Genomic DNA, 21662 nt, shown 5'->3' on the forward strand with positions numbered 1-21662 from the left:
TCAGAACGCCTTTTGAACCTGGACGTACAGCCGCGGGTTGTGGCCGCCGCCGTCGGTCTGTGCCCGCGGTGTGCCGTCACGCCAGGCCAGCGTCGCGTTGATCGAGAAATTGCCCGGGCGCGACCAGCTCAGGCCGATGCCGTAGCCGCGCAGGCTGCGCGAGTTCTCGCCGTCGAAGGGCGAGGGATGGCGCGCGAGCTTGCCGCGCGCCGCGTCGTAGAACACGAAGGGCGTGAGCTCCTCGTTGACCGACCAGCGCCATTCGACGGTGCCGATCACGCCCTGGTCGGCCAGCAGTTCGCCCGAGGGGTAGGCGCGCACCGCGCGCGCGCCGCCGAGCGCGAGCTTCTCGGAAGCATCGAGGTTCTTGCTGGCCCACTGGCCGCCGATCGAGAGATAGAGCGAATGGCGCGGCACGATCGACTGCAGCCGCGAGAGCTGGAAGCTCATCTTGGTGAAGCCGCCCTCGGTCTGGCGTCCGCCGAAGGCCTGGTCGGCCGCGAGGGTCTGCGGGTCGCGGATCGACAGCGAGCCGTGGTAAAGAGTGCCGGTGCTGGCCCAGTAGCCGCCGCCGAGGACCTCGTCGCGCCGCTCCCAGGTCCAGCCCAGGCCGATGCCGCGCACGCGCTTCTTGACGTCGTAGTCGACGGCGCGGATCTCGTCGCGCAGGTCCTTGAAGTCGGCGGTCAGCCGCAGGAACAGGTTCTGCTGGCGTTGGCGGATCAGCGGATAGTTGAGCGAAAAATCGAGCACGTCGGCGCGGCCCTGCGCGTCGAGGTCGGAGAACTGGCCACCGAGGTCGTAGCTCACGCGCGCCAGGCCCATGCCGGCGCGCAGGCCGCTGGTGCCGATCGGCGCCTCGTAGGCGATGCGGCCGTACTGCAGCGCGTTGCTGTCGGACACCATGACGCGCGCATCGAGGTTGTCGCCGATGCCGAAGGGGCTGAGCCAGCGCACGGTGCCGCCGAGCCGGTAGCGGCCCGACTCCTTGGTGCCGTGGTTGTCGCCCTCGGCGGTGAAGGCCCAGCGCGGCGCGGCTGCGACCTCGACCGAGAGATCGGTGGTGCCGGGCTGCGTGCCCTCCTGCAACGCCGACGACACCTTGACGCCGGGCTGGTCCGACAGCAGCAGCATCGCGCGTTCGTAGGCGGGCGCGTTGACGGCCTCGCCCGGCTGCAGCGGCGCGAGGAAGCCGCGCACGCGCGCCTCGGCGATCGGCGCCTCGGGTGCCACCAGCACGTCGACGCGGCCCAGCCGGCCCTCGATCACGCTGATCTCGACGATGCCGTCGCGCACGGTCTGCACGGGCACCACGGCCTGCGCGAGGAAGTAGCCGCGCTCCTTGTAGCGCGCGGTGATCGCCTTCGCGAGCTCCTCGAGGTCGGCCAGCGTGACGTCGCGGCCGATGTAGGGCGTGGTGATCGACTGCAGTTCCTCGTTGCTCAGCGCCTTCACGCCATTGAGGCGCAGGTCGTTGAGCTTGAAGGCACCGGTGGCGGAAGCGTTGCGCGACGGCGCGGGCAGGGTCTGCGGCGCGACACCGCCGGTGGCCTGGGCGATGGGCCGGTTGCAACTGCCGCAGGGGTCCTGCGTGGGCAGCAGCGCGGTCTTCTCGGCCTCGGTGGCATGGGCACGCTGGGCGGCCACGAGCAAGGCGGCGCCGAACAGGGCGGAGACGGCGAGGGCGATCGGCGTGGAGCGTTGCAGGACGCGCATGGGGATGCTCCGCCGCGCATCGGGGCGCGGGCTTTTCGAGAGGTTTTCGTTTCGCATCTCAGTTATCCATTGCGCTGCGCGCCACCCGCATCGCATGAAGCGACGGACGGGGTCGAAAACGAAAGCGGACTTCCGGACGCAGAGGACGCGAAGATTTCGCGAAGGACGCAAAAGGAAGGCAAGAAAATTTTTGAATTTCTCTTTCGCGCCCTTTGCGAAATCTTCGCGTCCTCTGCGTCCGGCTGTTGGTGTTTCATTTCAGCCTCCCACCGTCAGACGCCAGTTGCCGATCAGATTGAACGGCGCCCAGAAGAAGGGATGCGACATCTTGGGATCCTTGAGCACCGCGAGCTGCCCCGCCTGCATCGCCTTCTGCAGGTCGCGGCCCTTGGCGAGTTCGCCGTAGAGCGTGCTCATCAGCACGGCCGTCGCGTCGTCCGACACCGGCCACAGCGATGCGATCAGGCTCGAGCTGCCCGCGGAGAGGAAGGAGCGCGTGAAGCCCAGCACCTCGTCGCCCTGCGCGATGCGGCCCAGGCCCGACTCGCAGGCCGACAGCGTCACCAGCGCCGTGCCCTGCATCGGCAGCTCGAGGATCTCGTGCGCCTCGAGGAAGTTCTGCTTGCCGCCTTCGTTGGCCAGCAGGATGCGCGAGTACAGCGGATCGACCTCGTCGGCTTCCGCATGCGCCGCCACGTGCATCAGCGGCGAGCGCGCGGCCACGTCGCGGAACTGCGTCTTGGTGGCGGCCGCGCCCATGTAGACGGTGTTGCTCGGGAAGTATCGGGCGAGCTGCTTGACCTCGCTCTCCGCGCCCGGCAGGTCGTACTTGTCCTCGATGCGCGGATTGCCGAAGGCCGTGAGCGTGGCGTTCACGCGCGGCGTGCGCTGCGCGAGCTGCACCGCGATGCTGATCGAGGGCGCCACCGCCACCGGGTGCGTCTCGATCACGTAGCGGCCGTTCAGGCGCAATGCCTGGAACGGCAGGTAGTGCAGCGGACCGTGGGGCACGATCACCAGCCGCTGGCCGGGCTGCAGGTTCAGCGGGCCGAGCAGCGCGGCGCCGAGCTTGTCGGCGTTGGTGATCGCGGTGCGGCGGCCGCGCACGATGGTGTTGCGGAAGGTCTCGACCAGTTCGTTGAGTTCCTCGCGCCTGACCGGGATCGTCTTGCTCTCGATGCCCGCGGGGCTCACCACCCACACCATCAGCCGGTCGGGCAGCGAATGGAACTGCACCACGCGCTCGTCGGCGGCCAGCGTGCGCTGCAGCGTCGCCAGGTCCACCGTGGCCGCGGCCTGCTCGCTGAGCTTGGCGCGCCCGCGCACCGCGTCGAGCAGCGCGCGCGAGCGGCTGTGCTCGCTGACCTCGAAGGCGCGGGCGCTGTCGCCCGCGTCGCTGTAGATCGCCACGCCGCGCTCGAACACCGACTGCAGGTCGGAGAACAGCCCCATCTTGAATTCTTCGCTGCGGAACTTCGCGCGCACCTTGTCCACGCCATCGAGCGCGCGGCCCACGGCCTCGGCCGCGGCCTGCTTCTGGCCCAGCGCCACCTCGCTGCGCGCCACGCCGTCCCAGGCCCAGAGCTGGTAGTAGCCGCTGTCCGCGCCGACCTGGCGCGTGGCCAGCGTGCGGTAGAGGTCGCGTGCCTCGGCCGGCTTGTTCTCGGCCAGCAGCAGCCGCGCGCGCGTGCGGTCGAGCTGCGCGGCCAGCGGTGCGTCCTTCGGCTGCGGCAGCGTGCCGATCAGCTCGCGCGCGCGCTGCGTGTTGGCCGGCGTGCCCGATTCGATCAGCGCATTGACCAGCGAGGCCTGCACCAGCGGCGCATAGCGCGGCGAGCTGTTGGCGAGCGCCTCGTCGTAGCTGAGGATCGCGCCCTCGTAGTCGGCGCGGCGCGTGCGCACGTCGCCGATCACCTTCTGCACCGGGCCCACCACCAGCTTGGGATCGCGCGCCTCGCTCTTGAGCGCCTCGCGGGCGAACTGCTCGGCCTTCTCGAGCTGGCCCGAGTAGCTGTAGACGATGGCCAGGTCGCGGTTGGCCATGGCGCGCAGGTTCGGGTCGTTGGTGGTGTTGGCCAGGTGCAGCGCCTTGCTCGCGGCGCGCACGCTCTGGCGGAACTCGCCCGACTCGGCCAGCGCCACCGCCTGGCTGCAGTACTGGTAGCCCGAGAGCTTGACGTTGTCCTGGCCGTAGAGCACCGCGCCTTCGCTGGTCAGCGCCAGCAGCGTGTCGGTGTCGGCGAGCCGGGCCTGCTCCATCTTGCTGGCCGCGGCCTCGGCGCTCGGGCCTTCCTGCGCCTGCGCCGGCGACAGCTGCGTCAGCAGCACCACGCCGGCCCATCCCAGCGCCCATCCCATTCTCGAAAACCTCGCCATTGGACCCCCGCGCGCGGCCGGCATGCCCGCCTTGGCGGGCATCGACGCCGCGGAAGTGCGCGCCGTTCTGGCCTCGTGGGGAAAGTCTAGGGACGGCCCCTACCCCCGCCTATTCGCAATACGGTCTAGCGCAAATGGACTAGGGCCACGGCCTCAGAAGTTGTGCGAGATGCCGAACTGCAGCCCGCTCGAGGGCATGCCGGGCGAGCCGGCCGGCGAGGAATCGGCGACCACGTAGGCCGCGTTGCCGCGGTTGCGGATGCGCGAATAGGCCGTGTAGACCGCGGTGCGCTTGCTGAGCCAGTGCACGTAGCCGACCGCGAACTGGGTCGCGTCGTCGGCATCGAGGCCGGGGCCGCTGCGATTGGCACGCGCGGCCGACAGCTTGATGACACCCGGGCCCACCGGCATGCTCGCGCCCACCATCAGGTGCACCTGGCGGTCGTTGTACGTCTGGTGGCGGTGGTAGTTGGCGTAGAGCTTCACCGGCCCGAAGTCGTAGGTGCCGCCCACGGTCGCGGTGCGGTAGACCTGCCCGTTGGCCACCGGCGTGCGGCCATAGGCGGCCGCGATGTCGAGCGGGCCGCTGGCATAGCCCAGGCGCGCGCCCGCATAGCGCATGCCCTCGGCGCCCTCGGGCATCGCGTACATCGCCTGGCCGTAGAAGCCGCCGAGGTCGCGCGGCAGGAAGTAGCCGACCGAGTTGTCGACCCGCACCAGCGTGCGCGCGCCACCCAGGCCGAACGGCCAGCCCTCGACCATCGCGGCCGAGCCGCCCACGCCCACCGTGCCGAAGGGCGAGAACTGCGAGACGTTCCAGAAGGTGGGCACGTAGTCGCGGCCCAGCCGCAGCTCGCCCCAGGTCCGGCTCGACAGGCTCAGCGTGGAGCGCCGGTGCCAGTAGACGCCCTGGTACTCGCCGGTGTCGGGCAGCAGCGCCGACTCGAGCCAGAAGCTCGCGACCAGCCCGCCCCCCAGGTCCTCGCTGCCGCGAAAGCCCAGCCGGCTCGGGAAGATGTTGCCGCCCTGGTCCATGGCGCGCACGCTCTTGCCGCCGGCCTTGCTGTAGGTGAAGTTGAGGTCGACGGTGCCGAACACCTGCACGCTCGACTGGGCCTGCGAGAGCAGCGGCAGGGACGAAAGGAACACGGCGGCCAGGACGGCGCGGAACGCGAAGGGGATGTTGCGCATGGGTGTCTCCGAGAAATGGGCGAGCGAAAGCCGGCGCTGCGGCCCTCGGGCCGGCGCGGCGCGGTCGAAATGGAAAAGGCTTGCGAGGTGGCGCGGGGCGAAGCCCGGCCCCGGCACTCAGTCGATGCGGATGTTCTTGGCCTTGATGAGCTTGCCCATCGCCTCGGCCTCGCGCCGCACGATGGCGCGCGTCTCCTCGGGCGTGGTGCCCATCGGCTCGAGCCCGGCCTCGGCGATCAGCCGCTGCATCTCGGGCGACTGCGTGGCCGCGCGGATCTCGCGGTTGAAGCGGTCGACGATCTCGGGCGGCGTCTTCGCGGGCAGCCAGAAGCCCAGCCAGGTGAACACCTCCAGGCCCGGATAGCGCTCGGCCAGCGTGGGCACGTCGGGCAGCGCGGCGCTGCGCTGGCTGCCGGTGTAGGCGATGGGCTTGATGCGGCCCGCGCGGATGTTGGGCAGCGCGGAGATCGGCGGCTCGAAGCCCAGCATCACCTGGCCCGCGATCACGTCGGGCATGGCACTCTGCTTGTAGGGCACGTGCAGCAGCTCGATGCCCGCGGCATCCTGCAGCAGCTCGAAGCCCAGGTGCGCGGTGCTGCCCGAGCCGTAGGAGGCGAAGCTCACGCGGCCCGGGTCCTTCTTCGCGAGCGCCACCAGCTCCACCAGGTTCTTCGCGGGCACCGAGGGGTTGGCGACGATGAACGAGCCGCCCTTGAGCGCCTGCGTGACCGGCACCAGGTCGGTCTGCGGGTTGTAGGGCAGCTTCGACAGCAGGAACGGCGTCATGGTGAACGGGTTGCTGGTCGAGAACAGGATGGTGTAGCCGTCGGGCGCGGCCTTGGCGACCGCGTCGGTGCCGATCGCCGCGAGCGCGCCGGGGCGGTTCTCGACCACCACCGGCGTCTTGAGCATCTGGCCGAGCCGCTCGGCATAGGCGCGCGCGAACACGTCCGAGCCCACGCCGGCCGGCGTGGGCGTGACGATCCGGATCGGGCGCTGGGGCCAGGCGCCGGACTGCGCCTGCGCGCCGGCGCTGGCCAGCGTCAGCGCGAGGGCGGCGCCCCACAGGGTTGCGAGTTTTCTCATGGTCTTGTCTCCGTTTCTCTTTTCTATGAATCGAATGCGCGCGGCGTCGCCGCCGGCGTGCCTGCCGTCCTGCTCTTCTTCTTTTGCTGTCCCGCCTCCGCGAACCCGATCGGTCCGCCGCGTTCCGCTCAACCGCCGGCGCGTGGTGCCAGCGGCGGATAGCTCACGTTGTCCAGCCCCGGCACCACCAGCCGCGCGGGGTCGTTGCCGTTGGCGCGCAGCTGGTCGACCGCGTAGTCGACCACGCAGCCCGAGAGCAGCTGCCGCGGATCCTCGAGCACCACGCGCAGCCGCGTATTGAGCGCGAACCAGTCGTCGGGACTCGCGATCGCGGGCATCTCGCCGACCGACTCCGTCCGCGCGTCGATGCGAGGCCGCCCCGCGGCGCCGGGCTCGAAGCGCGGATAGCCCTCGTACATCAGCGGCCCGAGTTCGCTCACCGTGCGCGTGTGGGCCCAGATCTGGCGCAGCGGCTCCTCGAAGGCGCGCACCGCCGCGAGGTCGGGCAGCTCGGCCACCTTGAAGCTCGGGCCGTGCGGCGCGATGTAGAGCCGGTCGAGCGCGAGCCGCTGGCCCGAAGCCGCGAGGATCATGGCGGCGACCGAATTGGTGGTCCAGGTCACGCCGGCCGTGGGCCGGCCCTGGCGGCCGACGATCAGCACCATGGCGCGCGACCAGTCGATCGCATGGCGGTCGAACCAGCCGATCACGCGGTGGCCGGTGTCCATGCCGACCAGGAAGAAGGTGGCGATCATCACGGCGTTCATCGGCACCGTGGCGCCCGCGGCATCGCCGCGCGCCTCGATGTAGTGCTCGCGCATGTCGGCGGCGGTGAAGCTCTCGGGCTCGCGCAGCGCGCGCTCGAGGTAGCGCTCGGTCAGCGCGCACGAATAGTCGACCAGTTGCGCGATGCGCGCCTCGCGGCCGCGGTAGGCCGGCACCGCGACGGTGTCGCGCCACAGCGCCTCGGAGTTGGCGGCGCGCGCGGCGCGCGTGCTGTCGATCAGGCGTCGGGTCTCCGCGCGCCAGAGTTCGCCCTCGGGATCGAGCTCGCGCAGCCGCAGCAGCGAGGCCACCGCGGGCCCGTGGTGCGAGATGCCCGCGAGCTCCTTGAAGCCGCGCGTGGACATGCGAAAGCCCTCGATCTCGGGCGGCCGGCCGCCGCCGGGGAACAGCACGATGTCGGTGCTGGTCGCGACGATCAGCGGATCGTGCGCGCTGGCGGCCGCGGTGCGCGCCGTCAGCGTGGCGCCGATGCTCGTGGGCCCGGCCGTGTAGGTCTCGAACAGGCGGACCAGCTCGGGGCTTTCGTGGGGTGCGTAGGTGGCCATGACGGGTCAGCCGTTGGTGGAAGCGTCGACGCGGTAGATGCGGCTGGGCGTCGCGAAGCGCACCGCCGCGCTCAGGCTGTTGGCCACCGCGAGATGCAGCGCGCCGTCGGCCTCGAAGAAGGCGGCGTCGGTGCCGCCCGAGGTCGCGAAGCGCGCGGCCTCGACCAGCCGGCCGTCGTCCATGCGGAACACGATCGACTCGAGCTCGGGGATCGGCGCCTCGCGCGTGCCGTGCAGGAAGTTGACGAGCACCAGGTGCCCACCCCGCGCATCGCCGCGCCAGGCGAACTCGCGCCCGCCCGGGCCCGCGAGCACCTGGTGGACCGCGAAGCCGCCGTCCTGCCAGCGGTAGAGCAGCGTGTCGCCATGCAGGTTGGCGAAGGCCAGCCAGGCCTGGCCCTGGGTCTCGAAGAAGCAGAAGGCGCGGCCGCTGCGGCCATCGAGCTGCTGGAACGGCTCGAAGCGCTCGCCGTTCCAGCGCAGCAGCAGCGAGGGCACGGCATGGTCGGCATGGGCCAGCAACCGCTCGCCCCCGACCTCGAAGAAGGCCCAGTTGTAGCCCCAGGCCGAGGGCACGTCCTGGAACGGCACGAAGCGCGCGCCGTCCCATTCGAGGAGGCACGACGACACCGGCCGCGCGGGCTGCTCGCCCGGCAGGGTCACGCCCTGCGCGAGCGCGAGGAAGTGCCGTTCGCCGATCGCGAAGTGGTGCCACTGCTTGGCCGCGAAGCCGTCGATGCGCTGGAAGGGCTCGAAGCGGCCGTCGACCAGCTCGAAGATCGTCGACGGCACGGCCAGCGTGTAGGGATCGCGCCCGCTGCGCAGGCTCGCGGTGGCGAGGAAGGCGCGTTCGCCGATGCGGAAGAACTCGGCGTCCTCGCCGCCGGGCACCGGCAGGCTGGCATGCGGCACGAAGCGCCCGCCCTCCCATCGGTACACGGGCATCTCGAGGTCGCTGTCGCCCAGCGTCATCTTCGCGGGCTGGCCCTCGGCGTCGCGCGCCAGCTGCGGCACCGCGAGGTAGCGCGTGCCGCCGTGGACGAAGCCGGCCACCGCGCGCGCGCCGGTGGTGGCGAGTTCCTGGATGCAGTTCAGTTGCATGGCCGCGCTTTCGATCGTGGAGGCATCCATGGTCTCAGAACCCGAACAGCCGCGCCGGGTTGTCGGCCAGGATGCGCCGGCGCGCGGCGGCATCGGGGATCCAGTCGCCCAGCAGGTTCAGCAGCTCGCCGGTGTCGCGCCCGCCCTCGGGGATGTGCGGCCAGTCGCTGCCCCAGATCACGCGCTCGGGCACGGCCTCGACGATGGCCTGCGCGAGCGGGCGCAGCCGCTCGTAGTTGCCGTCCTTGGCGAGCCGGTACGGGCCCGAGAGCTTGAACCAGCCGCGGCCATCGTGCACCGCGCGCAGCAGGCGGTCGAAGTCGGCGCGCGTGAGGCCGTCGCTCTCGAGCATGTAGCCCATGTGGTCGATCACGAAGTCGCTCTCGATCTCGGGCAGGAACGGGATCAGGTCGCGCACCACCCAGCCCGGCGTGTAGAACTGGACGTGCCAGCCGAGCGCGCGCGTGCGCTCCACGCTGCGCGCGATGAAGCGTTGCAGCTCGGCCGTCGGCAGGCCCGAGCGCAGGAACAGGTCGAGCCGCAGCGCGCGCACGCCGCGCGCATGCATCGCGGCGAGTTCCTCCGCCGAGGTGCCGTCCTCGACCATCGCGACGCCGCGCGCGGCATCGCCCGCGAGGTCGAGCGCATCGAGCATGCAGCGGTTGTCGGTGCCGTAGAAGCTGGGCTGCACGATCACGAAGCGCTCGAGGCCGAGCACGCCGAGCGCGGCGCGCAGCTGCGGCAGGTCGCCGTCGGGCAGCGTGTAGTGCGGCGCGGGCACGCGCGGGTAGCGTGCCTCGGGGCCGAACACGTGCACGTGCGCGTCGCAGGCACCGGCGGGCACCTCGAAGGCGGCGCGGGTCAGGGTCTGCGCATCGCGCATCGGCTTGGAAACGAGGATCTGGTCGGTCATGGAAAAGGTCGGATCGGAAATTCGAAGGAGCTCAGTCGAGCAGAACGGCGCCGTCGAGCGGCCGCACCGAATCGAGCGCCTGCGCCACGCGCTCGTGCAGCACGGCGAGCAGCAGGTCGGTGTCGATGCCGGTCATGAGGAAGGGGGCGGCGCCGCGGCGGATGCAGTCGGCCACGTAGGCAATGTCGGCCACGCCGCCGATGGCCAGCGGCTTGCCGGCGCGCGCGCAGGCCGCGAGCGCGGCGTCGTGCGCCTCGCGCAGCCGCGGATGCACGGCGGGGCCGCCCGCGAGGTTCATCTCGGCGCCGAGGTCGTTGCTGCCGATCGCCAGCAGGTCCACGCCCGGCACGCGCGCGATGGCCTCGATGTTCTCGATGCCGCGCGGGCTCTCGATCAGCAGCTTGACCACGGTCGAGCGGTTGGCGCGTTCGCGCAGTTCGGCGGCGGGCAGCCGGCGGTAGCCGAAGGCGGGCAGCGCGGCGATGGCCGAGCGATGGCCCTCGGGCGGAAAGCGGCAGGCCGCGACCGCGTCGGCCGCCTGTTCGGCCGTTTCCACGCGCGGCACGATGATGCCGGCCGCGCCCGCGTCGAGCAGCCGGCCGATCACGCCGTATTCGCGTTCGGGCACGCGCACGAAGGGCACCAGGCCGATGTCGAGCGCGGTGGCGCAGATGGCGCCGGCCGCGTCGATCGGCATCGCGCTGTGCTCGAGGTCGACCCAGATCGCATGGTGGCCGCTGGCCTTGGCCAGCCGCGCGATCTCGGCGCCGCGCGCATGGCGCACGCCGAGCGCGGCCACCCACTGGCGGCGCGCGAGCCGCTGCATCACGGGGCTGGTGCTGCCGGCGGAGGCCGGCGAAGGGGTGTCTCTTGTCTCCATGGCGGCGACTGTAGGCAGTCGGCCTTATATTTGGAAATACTGATTGCTCACAGATTCCCATACGCAGGAGATATCGATGGAACTACGGCATCTGCGCTATTTCGTGGCGGTGGCGGAGGAGCTGAACTTCACGCGCGCGGCACAGCGGCTGCACATGGCGCAGCCGCCGCTGAGCACGCAGATCCGCCTGCTCGAGGAGGAGCTGCAGGTGCGCCTGCTCGACCGCGACAAGCGCCGCGTGCACCTCACGCAGGCCGGGCGCCACTTCCTCGAGCGCGCGCAGGCCATCCTCGCCTCGGTGGAATCGGCCAAGGGCGAGGCGCGCGACGCGGCGACGGGCGGCATCGGCAAGATCGCGCTGGGCTACACCGCCTCGTCGATGCTGTCGGCCACGCTGCCGGCCGCGATCCGCGAGTTCCAGGCCGCGCATCCGCGCATCGCGCTGGCGCTGCACGAGATGACCTCGCTCGACCAGCTCGACGCGGTGCACGGCCACGCGCTCGACCTCGGCATCCTGCGCCATCCCAACGTGCCGATCCCCGCGGGCATCGCGATCGAGGCCTGGTACCAGGCGCCGTTGATGGTGGCGGTGCCGGCCACGCATCCGCTGAGCCAGGCCCCGGTGCGCATCGCCGACCTGCGCGACGAGCCGCTGATCCTCTACCCGCGTCATTCGGGCATCGGGCTGTACTGGAAGGTGCAGGAGCTGTGCTCGAAGGCGGGCTTCCGCCCGCGCATGGTGCAGGAGGCGCGCGACGCCTCGACCATCGTCGGCCTGGTGTCGGCCGGCGTGGGCCTCGCGATCGTGCCCAGCGGCACCGAGTCGATCCGGCTCGAGGGCGTGGTCTACCAGCGGCTGCGCGAGAAGAGCGCCGTGTCGGCGCTGCACCTGGGCTACCGCGAGGCCGACCCGAACCCGTACCTGGGCCTGCTGCTCAAGCAGCTGCGGCGTTCGGCACGGGTCTGAGCGGGCTCAGGCCGGCACGGCGTCGATGTTCGGCCGGTCCCAGTGCCGGTGCTTCGCGATCGCGGCGACGAAGTCCTGCGCGATCTGCTGCGCGGCGCTGGTGTCGCCGAGGTTGGTGACCGGCGTGGCCGCCACCACCACGCCCGGCGGCAGGCTGTCGGCCGGCGTGTCGGCGGCGATGCCCAGGGTGGACAGCAGTTGCACGCCCTCGCCCACCGTGCACACGGCCTTGCAGTGCTTGAAGGCCTCGAGCACGAAGTGCACCGCGTCGCCGCTGGCGGCCAGGGCGCGCGCACCCTCGGCGCCCGCGGGCACCAGCACCGCGTCGAACATCACCGAGGGCATGTTGGCGAAGGTGGCGTCGGTGTCGACCTGGCGCTTGGAGCCGCTGACCACCGAACCCAGGCGCGGGCCCACGACCTTGCATTGGGCGCCGGCCTGTTCGAGCGCCTCGCGGATCGGCTTGAGCGAGGCCGAGTCGATGCCGTCGGCCACCAGGATCGCGACCTTGCGCGTGCGGATCGAGCCGTCGCCGGTGCCCGCCATGCTGAGCGCGGGCGATTCCTCGATCGGCAGGTGGATGCGGTGCTCGCGGAAGCCCGCGCGCCCGGCGGCCGCGCGCGCATCGGGCTCGCCGATGCCCAGCGGCTCGGCCACGCGGCGTGCCAGCTTCTCGTCGACGTGCGCGAGGTTGTCGACCATGCGCTGGCGGATCGCCGGCACCTCCACCTTCGACAGCTCGAAGCGGAAGGCCGCGACGATGTGCTCCTTCTCGGGCGCGCTCTGGCTCTCGAAGAACAGGCGCGCCTGCGTGAAGTGGTCGTCGAAGGTGTGGCTGCGGCGGCGCAGCTTGGGCGCCTCGTAGTCGGCGTCGGGATAGCTCTGGAAGCCGGCGCTGTCGCCGTCCACGCGGAACTCGGCGCCCGAGCCCAGCGTGTTGGGCTCGTAGGCGACCTGGCCGCGCGCGATGGTCTGGCGGTGCATGCCGTCGCGCTGGAAGTTGTGGAACGGGCACACGCCCTTGTTGATCGGCAGCTCGTGGAAGTTGGCGCCGCCCAGCCGCGAGATCTGCGTGTCGGTGTACGAGAACAGCCGCCCCTGCAGCAGCGGGTCGTTGGTGAAGTCGATGCCCGGCACCAGGTGGCCCGGGTGGAACGCCACCTGCTCGGTCTCGGCGAAGAAGTTGTCGGGGTTGCGGTTGAGCACCATGCGGCCGATCTTCTGCACCGGCACCATCTCCTCGGGGATCAGCTTGGTGGGGTCGAGCAGGTCGAAGCCCAGCGTGCCCTCCTTCCCCTCGGGAATCATCTGCACGCCGAGCTCCCATTCGGGGAAGTCGCCGTTCTCGATCGCCTCCCAGAGGTCGCGGCGGTGGAAGTCGGGGTCCTTGCCCGCGATCTTCTGCGCCTCGTCCCAGGCCAGGCCGTGGATGCCGAGCTTGGGCTTCCAGTGGAACTTCACGAAGTGGCTCTCGCCGCGTGCGTTGACGAGGCGGAAGGTGTGGACGCCGAAGCCTTCCATCATGCGCAGGCTGCGCGGGATCGCGCGGTCGCTCATGGCCCACATCAGCATGTGGGTGGTCTCGGGCATCAGCGAGGCAAAGTCCCAGAAGGTGTCGTGCGCGCTCGCGGCCTGCGGCATCTCGTGGTGCGGCTCGGGCTTCACGGCATGGATCAGGTCGGGGAACTTCATCGCGTCCTGGATGAAGAACACCGGCACGTTGTTGCCCACGAGGTCGTAGTTGCCCTCGCGGGTGTAGAACTTGACGGCGAAGCCGCGTACGTCGCGCACGGTATCGGCCGAGCCGCGCGAACCGGCCACGGTGGAGAAGCGCACGAACACCGGCGTCTTCGCATCGGGGTCCTGCAGGAAGTCGGCGCTGGTGAACTGCGACATCGACTTGTAGACCTGGAAGTAGCCGTGGGCCGCCTCGCCGCGCGCATGCACCACGCGCTCGGGGATGCGCTCGTGGTCGAAGTGCGTGATCTTCTCGCGCAGGATGAAGTCCTCGAGCAGCGTGGGTCCGCGCCGTCCGGCCTTCAGCGAGTTGTGGTTGTCGGGAATCCGCAGGCCCTGGTTGGTCGTCAGCTCGGCCCCGTGGTCGAGCGTGAAGCCCTCGAGCTGCTGCTGCTTGGCATCGCTGGCGTCCCCCGCTCTGGAAGTCTTGGCGGGCTTGGCGCGCCGGGCGGCGGCCTTGTTCTGTGGCGTCATCGAGGGGCTTTCTGGGTGTCTTGGAAGGAGCTCAGGCTCATCCGGCGCCACCGTTGTCGAGAAGCATGTCCAGCACATTCACCAATGCGACCAGGCAGATGCAGCCGGCGACGGCGGCAACGGACCAGATCAGGATCTCGTCGCCCCAATGGGTGGCGAACGAGTCGAACAGCGACGAAAACTCCATGATTCCCTCCAGCGGACCGGTTGAACGCGCCCGTGCGATATGGATCGCTCTGGCCAGGACTTGCGACCTCTCCCTGCCTGGCTTCGATACGGGCGGAGACCGAGCGTAGGGGTCGCACCGCGCGAAACCCGTAGTGGCGCCCCGCCCCCGTCTGTGGGAGAGCGGACGCCGCTGCGGTAGGAAGACGCCGACAGCGCGACGGACTACGAGCGATGCGCGCGATGACCCCGCGCGCGCGCATGTCTTCGACCCCAAGATGGGTGTCGGGGAATCTCCCCCGCGAAAGAACCCATGCTCATCCGGATCGGCTTCGACATCGAGCTCGCGCTCGCCACGGCCCCCATCGCGCCCACCGCGCTGGTCTACATGCTGCAGGTCCATCCCTCGCGCGTGGCGGACCTGCGCGGCGGCGGCGAGCAGCTCACGCTCGAGCCGCCGCTGTTCACCGACCACTACTTCGACGCCTTCGGCAATGCCTGCGCGCGCGTGCAGATCTCCGCGGGCGTGACGAACGTGCGGCTGCGCAACCAGGCCGTGATCGCCGACCCCGGCACGCCCGACCCGGTGGAGCGCGACGCCGTCGAGCACGGCCCCGCCGCGCTGCCGGTGGAGACGCTGGCCTTCCTGCTGCCCAGCCGCTACTGCGAGGTCGACAGCGAGCTGCTGCAGTTCGCCTGGGACCGCTTCGGCGGCGTGGCGCCGGGCTGGTCGCGCGTGCAGGCGATCTCGGACTTCGTGCACGGCCACCTGCGCTTCGACTACGCGAGCGCGCGCGCCACGCGCACCGCCGCGCAGGGCCTGCGCGAGGGCACCGGCGTGTGCCGCGACTTCGCGCACCTGGCGATCACGCTGTGCCGCTGCATGAACATCCCGGCGCGCTACGTCACCGGCTACCTCGGCGACATCGGCGTGCCGCCGGTGCGCTCGCCGATGGACTTCAGCGCCTGGTTCGAGGTCTACCTCGGCGACCGCTGGCACACCTTCGACGCGCGCCACAACCAGCGCCGCATCGGCCGCGTGACGGTGGCGCGCGGGCGCGACGCGGCCGACGTGCCGATCACGATGATGTTCGGCGCGCACACGCTGGCGCGCTTCGACGTGACGACGGAAGAAGAGCGCTAGCGCCGGCGGCCCGCGGGGCCCGCCTTGTGGCACATTCAGGCGCCGCCCCACGAACCGCAAGCCGCGCATGAGCCACCTCGACCTCAACCTCGTCCGCGTGTTCGTCGCGATCTACGAAACCCGCAGCGTGACCCATGCGGCCGAGCGGCTCGACGTCACGCAGTCGACCGTGAGCTACGCGCTCGCGAAACTGCGCAAGGTCTACCTCGACCGGCTGTTCTCGCGCGGCAGCGACGGCCTGGTGCCCACGGGCATGGCCGAGCAGCTGTTCCAGCGCTTCCGCGAGGCGCTGACCATGGTCGAGGGCACGCTCGAGCAGAACGCCAGCTTCGATCCGCTGCGCTCGACGCGGCGCTTCCGGCTCGCGATGTCGGACATCGGCGTTTTGTACTTCGTGCCGCCGCTGCTGCGCCGCTTCCAGGAGGTGGCGCCGCGCATCGAGATCGAGATCGCGCAGATCTCCGACACGCTGGGCGAGGAGCTGTCGACCGGGCGCCTGGACATGGCGGTCGGCAACATCCCCGCGCTGGGTTCGCCGATGCACGGCGCGCTGCTGTTCCGCGAGCACTACGTGTGCCTGATGTCGGCCAGCCATCCGAGCATCGGCGAGCGCATGAGCCTCGCGGCCTTCTCGGCGGCGCGCCACGTGATGGTGTCGTCGCCGCGCTCGGGCCACTTCCTGATCGAGGACATGCTGGCCGAGCGCGGCATCAACCGCAACATCGTGGCGCGCGTGCCGCAGTTCACCGTGCTGCCGCAGCTGCTGTCGCAGAGCGACCTGCTGGTGCTGCTGCCCTCGCGCGTGGCCGACCTCTACGTGCGCCAGGGCGGGCTCAAGGCGCTGCCGCTGCCGCTGGCGCTGCCCGACTTCCAGGTGCAGGCGCACTGGCATGCGCGCCACGAGTACAGCGCGGCGCACCGCTGGCTGGTCGACGAGATCGTGCGCACGCTCGGCAAGCTCTGAACCTCACACGAGGCAGCGCCTGACGGCCTCCTCGTTCCACGCGATGCCGGTGCCGGGCTCGGCCGGCGCGGTCGCCATGCCGTCCTCGAAGGCCAGCGGCCGCGCCAGCACCGGCGCCGCCAGGTCCATGCGCTCGAGCAGGTGGGCCGTCGGCGTCACCGCCATCAGGTGCACGCTGACCTCCTGGAAGATGTGGCTCGACATCGGCACGCCGTGCGCCTGCGCCAGCGCGGCGGCGCGCAGCCAGCCGGTCACGCCGCCGATCTTCATCGCGTCGGGCATCGCGAGGTCGCAAGCACCGGCCTGCAGCGCCTTGGCCATCTCCTCGGGGCCGCACCAGTTCTCGCCCATCTGCAGCGGCAGCGCCACGCGCTCGCGGATGCGAGCATGGCCCGCGTAGTCCTCCTGCAAGGTGGGCTCTTCGACCCAGCCGACGCCCTCGTCCTCGAGCGCGCGGATGCGGCGCACCGCCTCGGGCACGCTCAGGCCCTGGTTGTAGTCCACCAGCAGCTCGACACGCTCGCCGACGACGGCGCGCAGCGCGCGCACCACCTCGAGATCCTCCGCCAGCGTGGCATGGCCGATCTTGGTCTTGATGGCGCGAAAGCCCTGCGCCGCCGCGAGCGCGGCGCGCTTCGTGCCGAGCGCGAGGCCGTCCATGCTGTGGCTGTCGTAGGCGGCGATGGCGCGGCGCGTGCCGCCCAAGAGCTCGACCAGCGGCACGCCGCGCGCCCTGGCCAGCGCGTCCCAGGCCGCCATGTCCAGCCCGGCGCCGGCCATCAGCGCAATGCCGGTGCGGCCCAAAAGGCGCAGCCGCTGCGCCAGCAGCCGGTCGAGGTCGAAGGGCGCGAGCGGCTGGTCCTTGAGCACGCTGCCCAGGGTCAGCACCATGCGCCGGGTGGCGCGCAGCGCGAGCGGCGTGTAGGTGAACAGGTAGGCATGGCCGACGGTGCCGTCGTCGGCGTGCAGGTCGACCAGCACCAGCGGCGCGGTCGCCACCACGCCCACGCTGGTGCGCACCGGATGCTCGAGCGGCACGTTGACGCAGCGCGCCTGCACGTCGGCCACGCGCAGGCCGGTATCGGGGATGGAGTTCATGCGTGCGTCGTTCCTCACAGGCCCAGGTAGGCGGCCTTCACGCGCTCGTCGCCGAGCAGTTGCGCGGCCGGTCCGCCGAGCGCGATGGCGCCGGTCTCGAGCACGTAGCCGCGATCGGCCACCGAGAGGGCGGCATGCGCGTTCTGCTCCACCAGCAGGATCGGGATGCCGCGCGACTTCAGCCGCGCGATGACGCCGAAGATCTCCTTCACCAGCAGCGGCGCCAGCCCCATCGAGGGCTCGTCGAGCAGCAGCATGCGCGGCTCGCACATCAGCGCGCGCGCGATCGCCAGCATCTGCTGCTGGCCGCCCGACAGCGTGCCGGCCGCCAGCAGGCGCTTCTCGCCGAGCACCGGGAACAGCGCGTACATCTCGTCCAGCCGCTGCGCGCGGCGCTCGGCGCGCGTGTAGCCGCCCAGCAGCAGGTTGTCCTGCACCGACAGCGGGCCGAACACCTGCCGGCCCTCGAGCACCTGCGCCAGGCCGGCGCGCACGCGCGCGTCGGCGCTGTCGCGCGCGATCTCGCGGCCGAACAGGCGCACGCTGCCGACGCTGCCGCGGATCAGGCCCGAGACCGCGCGCAACAGCGTGGTCTTGCCCGCGCCATTGGCGCCGACCAGCGCCACCAGTTCACCCGCGCCGACCCGCAGGTCGATGCCGTGCAGCGCCTCGATGCGGCCGTAACCGGCGCGCAGGCCGCTGACTTCCAGTGCGACATCGCTCATGCGGCAGCCTCCGCCTCGGTGCCCAGGTAGGCCGCGATCACCTGCGGGTTGGCGCGCACCTCGGTGGCGGTGCCCTCGGCGAGCTTGCGGCCGTAGTCGAGCACCAGCAGGTGGTCGGAGATGTTCATCACCAGCTTCATGTCGTGTTCCACCAGCAGCACCGTCACGCCCGAGGCGGCGATGCTGCGGATCAGTTCGGTGATCTCGTGGGTCTCGGTGTCGTTGAGGCCCGCGGCCGGCTCGTCGAGCAGCAGCAGGCGCGGCCGGCTCGCGAGAGCGCGCGCGATCTCCAGCCGCTTGAGCAGGCCGAACGAGAGCTGCGTGGCATGGGCATGCGCATGGCGGCCCACGCCCACGTAGTCGATCAGCCGCAGCGCCTCCTCGCGCAGCGCGGCGTCGGCGCGGCGCGTGGCGCCGGTCATTCCGCCCAGCAGCGAGCTGCGCGTGTGCAGGTGGGCGCCGAGCATCACGTTCTCGCAGGCGGTCATGTTCATGCACACCTGCAGGTTCTGGAAGGTGCGGCTCATGCCGCGCCGCGCGAGCCGGTCGGGCGCCATGCCCGCCACGTTCTCGCCGTCGAGCAGGATCTCGCCGCGCGTGGGCTCGTAGACGCCGCTGATCAGGTTGAACAGCGTGGTCTTGCCGGCGCCGTTGGGCCCGATCACCGAATGCACCGAGCCGGCGCGCACGCTGAAGCTCACGTCCTGCATGGCATGCACGCCGCCGAAGGACTTGCTGAGGTTCTTCACTTCGAGCATGGCTCAGCCCTTCCTGCGCAGCCGCAGCGCGAGCGTGGGCACCAGCCCCTTGGGCAGGAACATCATGGTGAGCATCAGCACCAGGCCGAAGAACACCATCTCGTAGCCGTGCAGGCCGCCCAGCAGCTGCGGCAGCGCGGTCAGCAGCGCGGCGCCGAGCAGCGCGCCGAAGGTCGAGGCCATGCCGCCGAGCACCACCATGGTCGCGAGCTCCACCGAATGCGTGAAGGCCGCCAGCGAGGGGCTGATGAAGCCCAGGTAGTGGGCCGTGAGGCTGCCCGAGACCGCGGCGAACACGGCCGACACCACGAAGGCGCGCACCTTGAAGCGCGCCACGTCCACGCCCATCACGCGCGCCGCCACCTCGGAGCCGTTGAGGCCGCGCAGCGCGCGCCCGGCCGGCGATTCGTAGAGGTTGAGCGACAGCAGCACCGCGAGCCACAGCAGCACCGCCGCCAGCGCGTACCAGTGCAGCACCTTGGCGAAGGCGAAGCCGGCCACCGCCAGCGGCGGCACCGGCATGCCGTCGGGGCCGCCGGTCCAGTCGACCTCGTTGATCAGCACGATGTTGACGATCACGCCCAGCCCGAGCGTGGCCATGGTCAGCGAATGGCCCTTGAGGCGCAGGATCGGCTTGGCGATCAGCCAGGCCACCAGCGCCGCGCCCACGGCCGCGGCGCAGATGGCCGGCAGCGCGGGCCAGCCGAAGCGCGCCGTCACGATGCCGCTGCCGTAGGCGCCGATGGCGACGAAGGCCGCGTGGCCGATGCTGATCTGGCCCGCGAAGCCCATCAGCAGGTTGAGCCCGATGGCGGCGATGGCCGCCAGCGCGATGCGCACCGCGACGTCGATCACGTAGTTGTTGGGCATGGCCAGCGGCAGCAGCGCCAGCACCAGGGCCAGCAGCAGCAGGGAGGGACGCAGCAGCGCCCGCGAGGACGCCTTCATACGCGCTCCGCTCCCTTGCTGCCGAACAGGCCGTGCGGCATGACCAGCAGGATGAACACGATCAGCACGAAGGGCACGGCGTCCTTGTAGGCCGAGGAGACATAGCCCGCCATCAGCGCCTCGAGCAGGCCGACGATGAGGCCGCCGACCACCGCGCCGCCCGCGCTGCCGAGCCCGCCCAGCGTGGCCGCGACGAAGCCCTTCATGCCCAGCATCAGGCCGATGTCGTAGACCGTGGTGGTGATCGGCGCGGCCACCACGCCGGCCACGGCGCCCAGCAGTGCCGACAGGCCGAACGAGAGCTGCAGCACGCGCGAGGTCGGGATGCCGACCGCGCGCGCGGCCAGCGCATTGGCCGCCACCGCGAGCATCGCCTTGCCCACCATGGTGAAGCGGAAGAAGGCGAAGCAAAGCGCCACCAGCAGCGCGGCCGTGCCCAGCACCCACAGGCTCTGCGGCAGCACGTAGGCGCCGAGGATCGACAGCGCCGCGTCGCCGCTGAAGGCCGGCAGGGTCTGCTGGTTCTTGCCGAGCACGATCTGCACCACGCCCTGGATGAAGATCGAGGCGCCGATGGTGATGATGATCAGCGACACCACGCTGGCCTCGCCCGCGGGCTTGATCGCGAGCCGGTACAGCAGCAGGCCCGCCACCACCGTGGCCAGCACGCCGCCGGCCACGGCCACGCCGTAGGGCAGGCTGGCGCCGAGCAGCGCGGCCGTGATCATGGCGCCGAGCATGAGGAAGTCGCCCTGCGCGAAGTTGATGACGCCGCTGGCGTTGTAGATCAGCGAGAAGCCCAGCGCGGCCAGCGCGTAGATCGCGCCGGTGGTGAGTCCCGAGAAGACGAATTGCATGAAGTCAGCCATGGCGTGCTCCGGCGTGGGAAAGCCCGGCGCTGCCGGGAAAGGGAAGGTTGGCGAGCAGGTGGTGGGGCGCGACCTCGTCCACGCGGTCGGCGCCCAGCAGCACCAGGGTGCGGGCGATGTCGTCGACCAGGCCGGCCAGCACGCCGCGCGCGCCCGCCTCGCCGTCGCAGGCCATGCCCCAGACCGCGGCGCGGCCGACGAAGGCCGCGGTGGCGCCGGCGGCCAGCGCCTTGACCACGTCGCTGCCGCGGCGGAAACCGCCGTCGACGAACACCGGGATGCGCCCGGCCACGGCATCGACCATGCGCGGCAGCACCGAGATGGTCGAGGGCGCCGCGTCGAGCTGGCGGCCGCCGTGGTTCGACACCACGATGCCGTCGGCGCCGTGGCGCACGGCCAGCGCGGCGTCGCCCGGATGCAGCAGGCCCTTGACCAGCAGCGGGCCGTCCCACAGCCGGCGCAGCCAGGCCAGGTGCTCCCAGGCCAGGGTGCGGTCCATGGTGCGCGACAGCAGCGCGGCCTGCAGCTGGGCCGAGGTGGCGCCGTCGTCGGCCTCGGCCAGGTTGACGAACGAGGGCGAGCGGCCCTGCATCGCCATCGCGAGCGACCAGCGCGGATGCAGCGCGAGGTCGAGCAGGGTCGAAGGCGTGAAGCGGAACGGCAGCCGAAAGCCGTTGCGCACGTCGCGCTCGCGCAAGCCGCTCACCGCCGCGTCGACCGTCAGCACCAGCGCCGAATAGCCCGCGGCGCGCGCACGGCGCACCAGCTGCTCGGCGATGGCGCGATCGCCCATCACGTAGAGCTGCATCCATTGCAGCGCCTCGGGGTCGCGCCGCAGCGCGGCCTCGCGCACCGCCTCGAGCCGGTCGTTCGATGGCGTCGACAGCACGTGCGGCACGCCGGTGGCGGCCGCCGCGCAGGCCAGCAGGGTGTCGCCATGCGGGCGCACCAGGCCCGAGAAGCCCACGGGCGCCACGCCCAGCGGCGCGGCCCAGCGCCGGCCGAACACCGTGATGCCGGGGTCGGCATGGCGGGTGTCGCGCAGCGCGGTCGGCACCAGGTGCAGCGCGGCCAGGTCGGCCTCGTTGCGCCGCAGGCAGTCCTCGGTCTCCGCGCCGCCGTCGACGTAGTCGAAGACGAAGCGCGGCAACCGCCGGCGCGCCTGCCGGCGGCGATCGTTCGCATTGAGATTCATGCGCTCTCCGTCGATGCGCGCGAA

The 21662-nt window shown here is 71.3% G+C and carries 19 protein-coding genes; 3 read left to right on the top strand and 16 right to left on the bottom strand.

The features are described 5' to 3' along the window. The 8 genes from KV106_RS08800 to KV106_RS08835 form a co-directional block, all read right to left on the bottom strand. Window positions 1–1716: a ShlB/FhaC/HecB family hemolysin secretion/activation protein gene (locus KV106_RS08800; protein ID WP_261209051.1), complete on the bottom strand. Its 1716-nt coding sequence runs from the start codon at window positions 1714–1716 to the stop codon at window positions 1–3. A 258-nt stretch (window positions 1717–1974) separates the two neighbouring features. Continuing rightward, window positions 1975–4074 carry a CHAT domain-containing protein gene (locus tag KV106_RS08805; protein WP_261209052.1) on the bottom strand — a complete coding sequence of 700 codons (2100 nt, stop codon included), beginning with the start codon at window positions 4072–4074 and terminating at the stop codon, window positions 1975–1977. A gap of 171 nt (window positions 4075–4245) precedes the next feature. Further along, on the bottom strand, window positions 4246–5283 hold the full coding sequence (locus KV106_RS08810) for a porin (RefSeq protein ID WP_261209055.1): 1038 nt from the start codon (window positions 5281–5283) through the stop codon (window positions 4246–4248). Window positions 5284–5400: 117 nt separating this feature from the next. Beyond that, the gene (locus tag KV106_RS08815; protein WP_261209057.1) at window positions 5401–6369 is read right to left on the bottom strand and encodes a Bug family tripartite tricarboxylate transporter substrate binding protein; all 969 of its coding nucleotides are present in this window, start codon (window positions 6367–6369) and stop codon (window positions 5401–5403) included. A 128-nt stretch (window positions 6370–6497) separates the two neighbouring features. Then, window positions 6498–7700, bottom strand: coding sequence for a DUF5624 domain-containing protein (locus KV106_RS08820; RefSeq protein ID WP_261209059.1), 1203 nt, complete (start codon window positions 7698–7700; stop codon window positions 6498–6500). 6 nt (window positions 7701–7706) lie between these two features. Further along, entirely contained in the window at window positions 7707–8801 is a 1095-nt protein-coding gene (locus KV106_RS08825; RefSeq protein WP_261209061.1) for a hypothetical protein, read from the bottom strand. A 34-nt stretch (window positions 8802–8835) separates the two neighbouring features. Then, complete coding sequence (locus tag KV106_RS08830; protein ID WP_093350769.1) at window positions 8836–9714, bottom strand: amidohydrolase family protein; 879 nt, start codon at window positions 9712–9714, stop codon at window positions 8836–8838. A gap of 31 nt (window positions 9715–9745) precedes the next feature. Then, complete coding sequence (locus KV106_RS08835; protein WP_261209098.1) at window positions 9746–10594, bottom strand: HpcH/HpaI aldolase family protein; 849 nt, start codon at window positions 10592–10594, stop codon at window positions 9746–9748. 76 nt (window positions 10595–10670) lie between these two features. On the opposite strand from KV106_RS08835, the gene KV106_RS08840 reads away from it, so the two are divergent. Continuing rightward, window positions 10671–11561 carry a LysR family transcriptional regulator gene (locus KV106_RS08840; protein ID WP_261209099.1) on the top strand — a complete coding sequence of 297 codons (891 nt, stop codon included), beginning with the start codon at window positions 10671–10673 and terminating at the stop codon, window positions 11559–11561. A gap of 6 nt (window positions 11562–11567) precedes the next feature. Here the strand turns inward: KV106_RS08840 and katE are convergent, their stop codons facing one another. After that, entirely contained in the window at window positions 11568–13823 is a 2256-nt protein-coding gene (gene katE, locus KV106_RS08845) for a catalase HPII (protein ID WP_409976498.1), read from the bottom strand. After that, window positions 13810–13959 (bottom strand): hypothetical protein, encoded by a 150-nt coding sequence (locus KV106_RS08850; RefSeq protein WP_172705381.1) that lies wholly within the window; start codon window positions 13957–13959, stop codon window positions 13810–13812. Before KV106_RS08850 ends, katE begins: the two co-directional genes overlap by 14 nt. A 291-nt stretch (window positions 13960–14250) precedes the next feature. Here KV106_RS08850 and KV106_RS08855 point away from each other — a divergent pair, with 291 nt between their 5' ends. Together KV106_RS08855 and KV106_RS08860 are read left to right on the top strand one after the other, a co-directional pair. Beyond that, window positions 14251–15081 carry a transglutaminase-like domain-containing protein gene (locus KV106_RS08855; protein WP_261209112.1) on the top strand — a complete coding sequence of 277 codons (831 nt, stop codon included), beginning with the start codon at window positions 14251–14253 and terminating at the stop codon, window positions 15079–15081. Window positions 15082–15148: 67 nt separating this feature from the next. Further along, window positions 15149–16045: a LysR family transcriptional regulator gene (locus KV106_RS08860; RefSeq protein ID WP_057593302.1), complete on the top strand. Its 897-nt coding sequence runs from the start codon at window positions 15149–15151 to the stop codon at window positions 16043–16045. A 3-nt stretch (window positions 16046–16048) separates the two neighbouring features. On the opposite strand, the gene KV106_RS08865 is transcribed toward KV106_RS08860, so the two are convergent. Genes KV106_RS08865 through KV106_RS08890 form a run of 6 tightly spaced genes read right to left on the bottom strand, consistent with a single transcriptional unit; the run spans window position 16049 to window position 21638 of the window. Continuing rightward, window positions 16049–17143: an enolase C-terminal domain-like protein gene (locus KV106_RS08865; RefSeq protein ID WP_261209117.1), complete on the bottom strand. Its 1095-nt coding sequence runs from the start codon at window positions 17141–17143 to the stop codon at window positions 16049–16051. Between the two features lie 14 nt (window positions 17144–17157). Continuing rightward, entirely contained in the window at window positions 17158–17868 is a 711-nt protein-coding gene (locus tag KV106_RS08870; protein WP_261209128.1) for an ABC transporter ATP-binding protein, read from the bottom strand. Further along, the gene (locus tag KV106_RS08875) at window positions 17865–18626 is read right to left on the bottom strand and encodes an ABC transporter ATP-binding protein (RefSeq protein ID WP_261209130.1); all 762 of its coding nucleotides are present in this window, start codon (window positions 18624–18626) and stop codon (window positions 17865–17867) included. The genes KV106_RS08870 and KV106_RS08875 overlap by 4 nt, the downstream gene beginning before the upstream one ends. A 3-nt stretch (window positions 18627–18629) precedes the next feature. Further along, complete coding sequence (locus KV106_RS08880) at window positions 18630–19574, bottom strand: branched-chain amino acid ABC transporter permease (protein ID WP_057593306.1); 945 nt, start codon at window positions 19572–19574, stop codon at window positions 18630–18632. Beyond that, window positions 19571–20443, bottom strand: a complete 873-nt coding sequence (locus KV106_RS08885) for a branched-chain amino acid ABC transporter permease (protein WP_093350744.1) — start codon at window positions 20441–20443, stop codon at window positions 19571–19573. The genes KV106_RS08880 and KV106_RS08885 overlap by 4 nt, the downstream gene beginning before the upstream one ends. Further along, window positions 20436–21638, bottom strand: a complete 1203-nt coding sequence (locus KV106_RS08890; protein WP_064262327.1) for an alpha-hydroxy acid oxidase — start codon at window positions 21636–21638, stop codon at window positions 20436–20438. Before KV106_RS08890 ends, KV106_RS08885 begins: the two co-directional genes overlap by 8 nt. Window positions 21639–21662: the final 24 nt, after the last annotated feature.

Source organism: Variovorax endophyticus (assembly GCF_025376855.1).
Lineage (GTDB): Bacteria > Pseudomonadota > Gammaproteobacteria > Burkholderiales > Burkholderiaceae_C > Variovorax.

Bases quoted from the DNA above. Each gene is read 5' to 3' on its own strand.
- KV106_RS08865 (WP_261209117.1), bottom strand. From the start codon at position 17,143: ATGAACTCCATCCCCGATACCGGCCTGCGCGTGGCCGACGTGCAGGCG.
- KV106_RS08860 (WP_057593302.1), top strand. From the start codon at position 15,149: ATGAGCCACCTCGACCTCAACCTCGTCCGCGTGTTCGTCGCGATCTAC.
- KV106_RS08875 (WP_261209130.1), bottom strand. From the start codon at position 18,626: ATGCTCGAAGTGAAGAACCTCAGCAAGTCCTTCGGCGGCGTGCATGCC.
- KV106_RS08810 (WP_261209055.1), bottom strand. From the start codon at position 5,283: ATGCGCAACATCCCCTTCGCGTTCCGCGCCGTCCTGGCCGCCGTGTTC.
- KV106_RS08815 (WP_261209057.1), bottom strand. From the start codon at position 6,369: ATGAGAAAACTCGCAACCCTGTGGGGCGCCGCCCTCGCGCTGACGCTG.
- KV106_RS08805 (WP_261209052.1), bottom strand. From the start codon at position 4,074: ATGGGATGGGCGCTGGGATGGGCCGGCGTGGTGCTGCTGACGCAGCTG.
- KV106_RS08885 (WP_093350744.1), bottom strand. From the start codon at position 20,443: ATGGCTGACTTCATGCAATTCGTCTTCTCGGGACTCACCACCGGCGCG.
- KV106_RS08840 (WP_261209099.1), top strand. From the start codon at position 10,671: ATGGAACTACGGCATCTGCGCTATTTCGTGGCGGTGGCGGAGGAGCTG.
- KV106_RS08830 (WP_093350769.1), bottom strand. From the start codon at position 9,714: ATGACCGACCAGATCCTCGTTTCCAAGCCGATGCGCGATGCGCAGACC.
- KV106_RS08890 (WP_064262327.1), bottom strand. From the start codon at position 21,638: ATGAATCTCAATGCGAACGATCGCCGCCGGCAGGCGCGCCGGCGGTTG.
- KV106_RS08850 (WP_172705381.1), bottom strand. From the start codon at position 13,959: ATGGAGTTTTCGTCGCTGTTCGACTCGTTCGCCACCCATTGGGGCGAC.
- KV106_RS08820 (WP_261209059.1), bottom strand. From the start codon at position 7,700: ATGGCCACCTACGCACCCCACGAAAGCCCCGAGCTGGTCCGCCTGTTC.
- KV106_RS08855 (WP_261209112.1), top strand. From the start codon at position 14,251: ATGCTCATCCGGATCGGCTTCGACATCGAGCTCGCGCTCGCCACGGCC.
- KV106_RS08825 (WP_261209061.1), bottom strand. From the start codon at position 8,801: ATGCAACTGAACTGCATCCAGGAACTCGCCACCACCGGCGCGCGCGCG.
- KV106_RS08800 (WP_261209051.1), bottom strand. From the start codon at position 1,716: ATGCGCGTCCTGCAACGCTCCACGCCGATCGCCCTCGCCGTCTCCGCC.
- KV106_RS08870 (WP_261209128.1), bottom strand. From the start codon at position 17,868: ATGAGCGATGTCGCACTGGAAGTCAGCGGCCTGCGCGCCGGTTACGGC.
- KV106_RS08880 (WP_057593306.1), bottom strand. From the start codon at position 19,574: ATGAAGGCGTCCTCGCGGGCGCTGCTGCGTCCCTCCCTGCTGCTGCTG.
- KV106_RS08835 (WP_261209098.1), bottom strand. From the start codon at position 10,594: ATGGAGACAAGAGACACCCCTTCGCCGGCCTCCGCCGGCAGCACCAGC.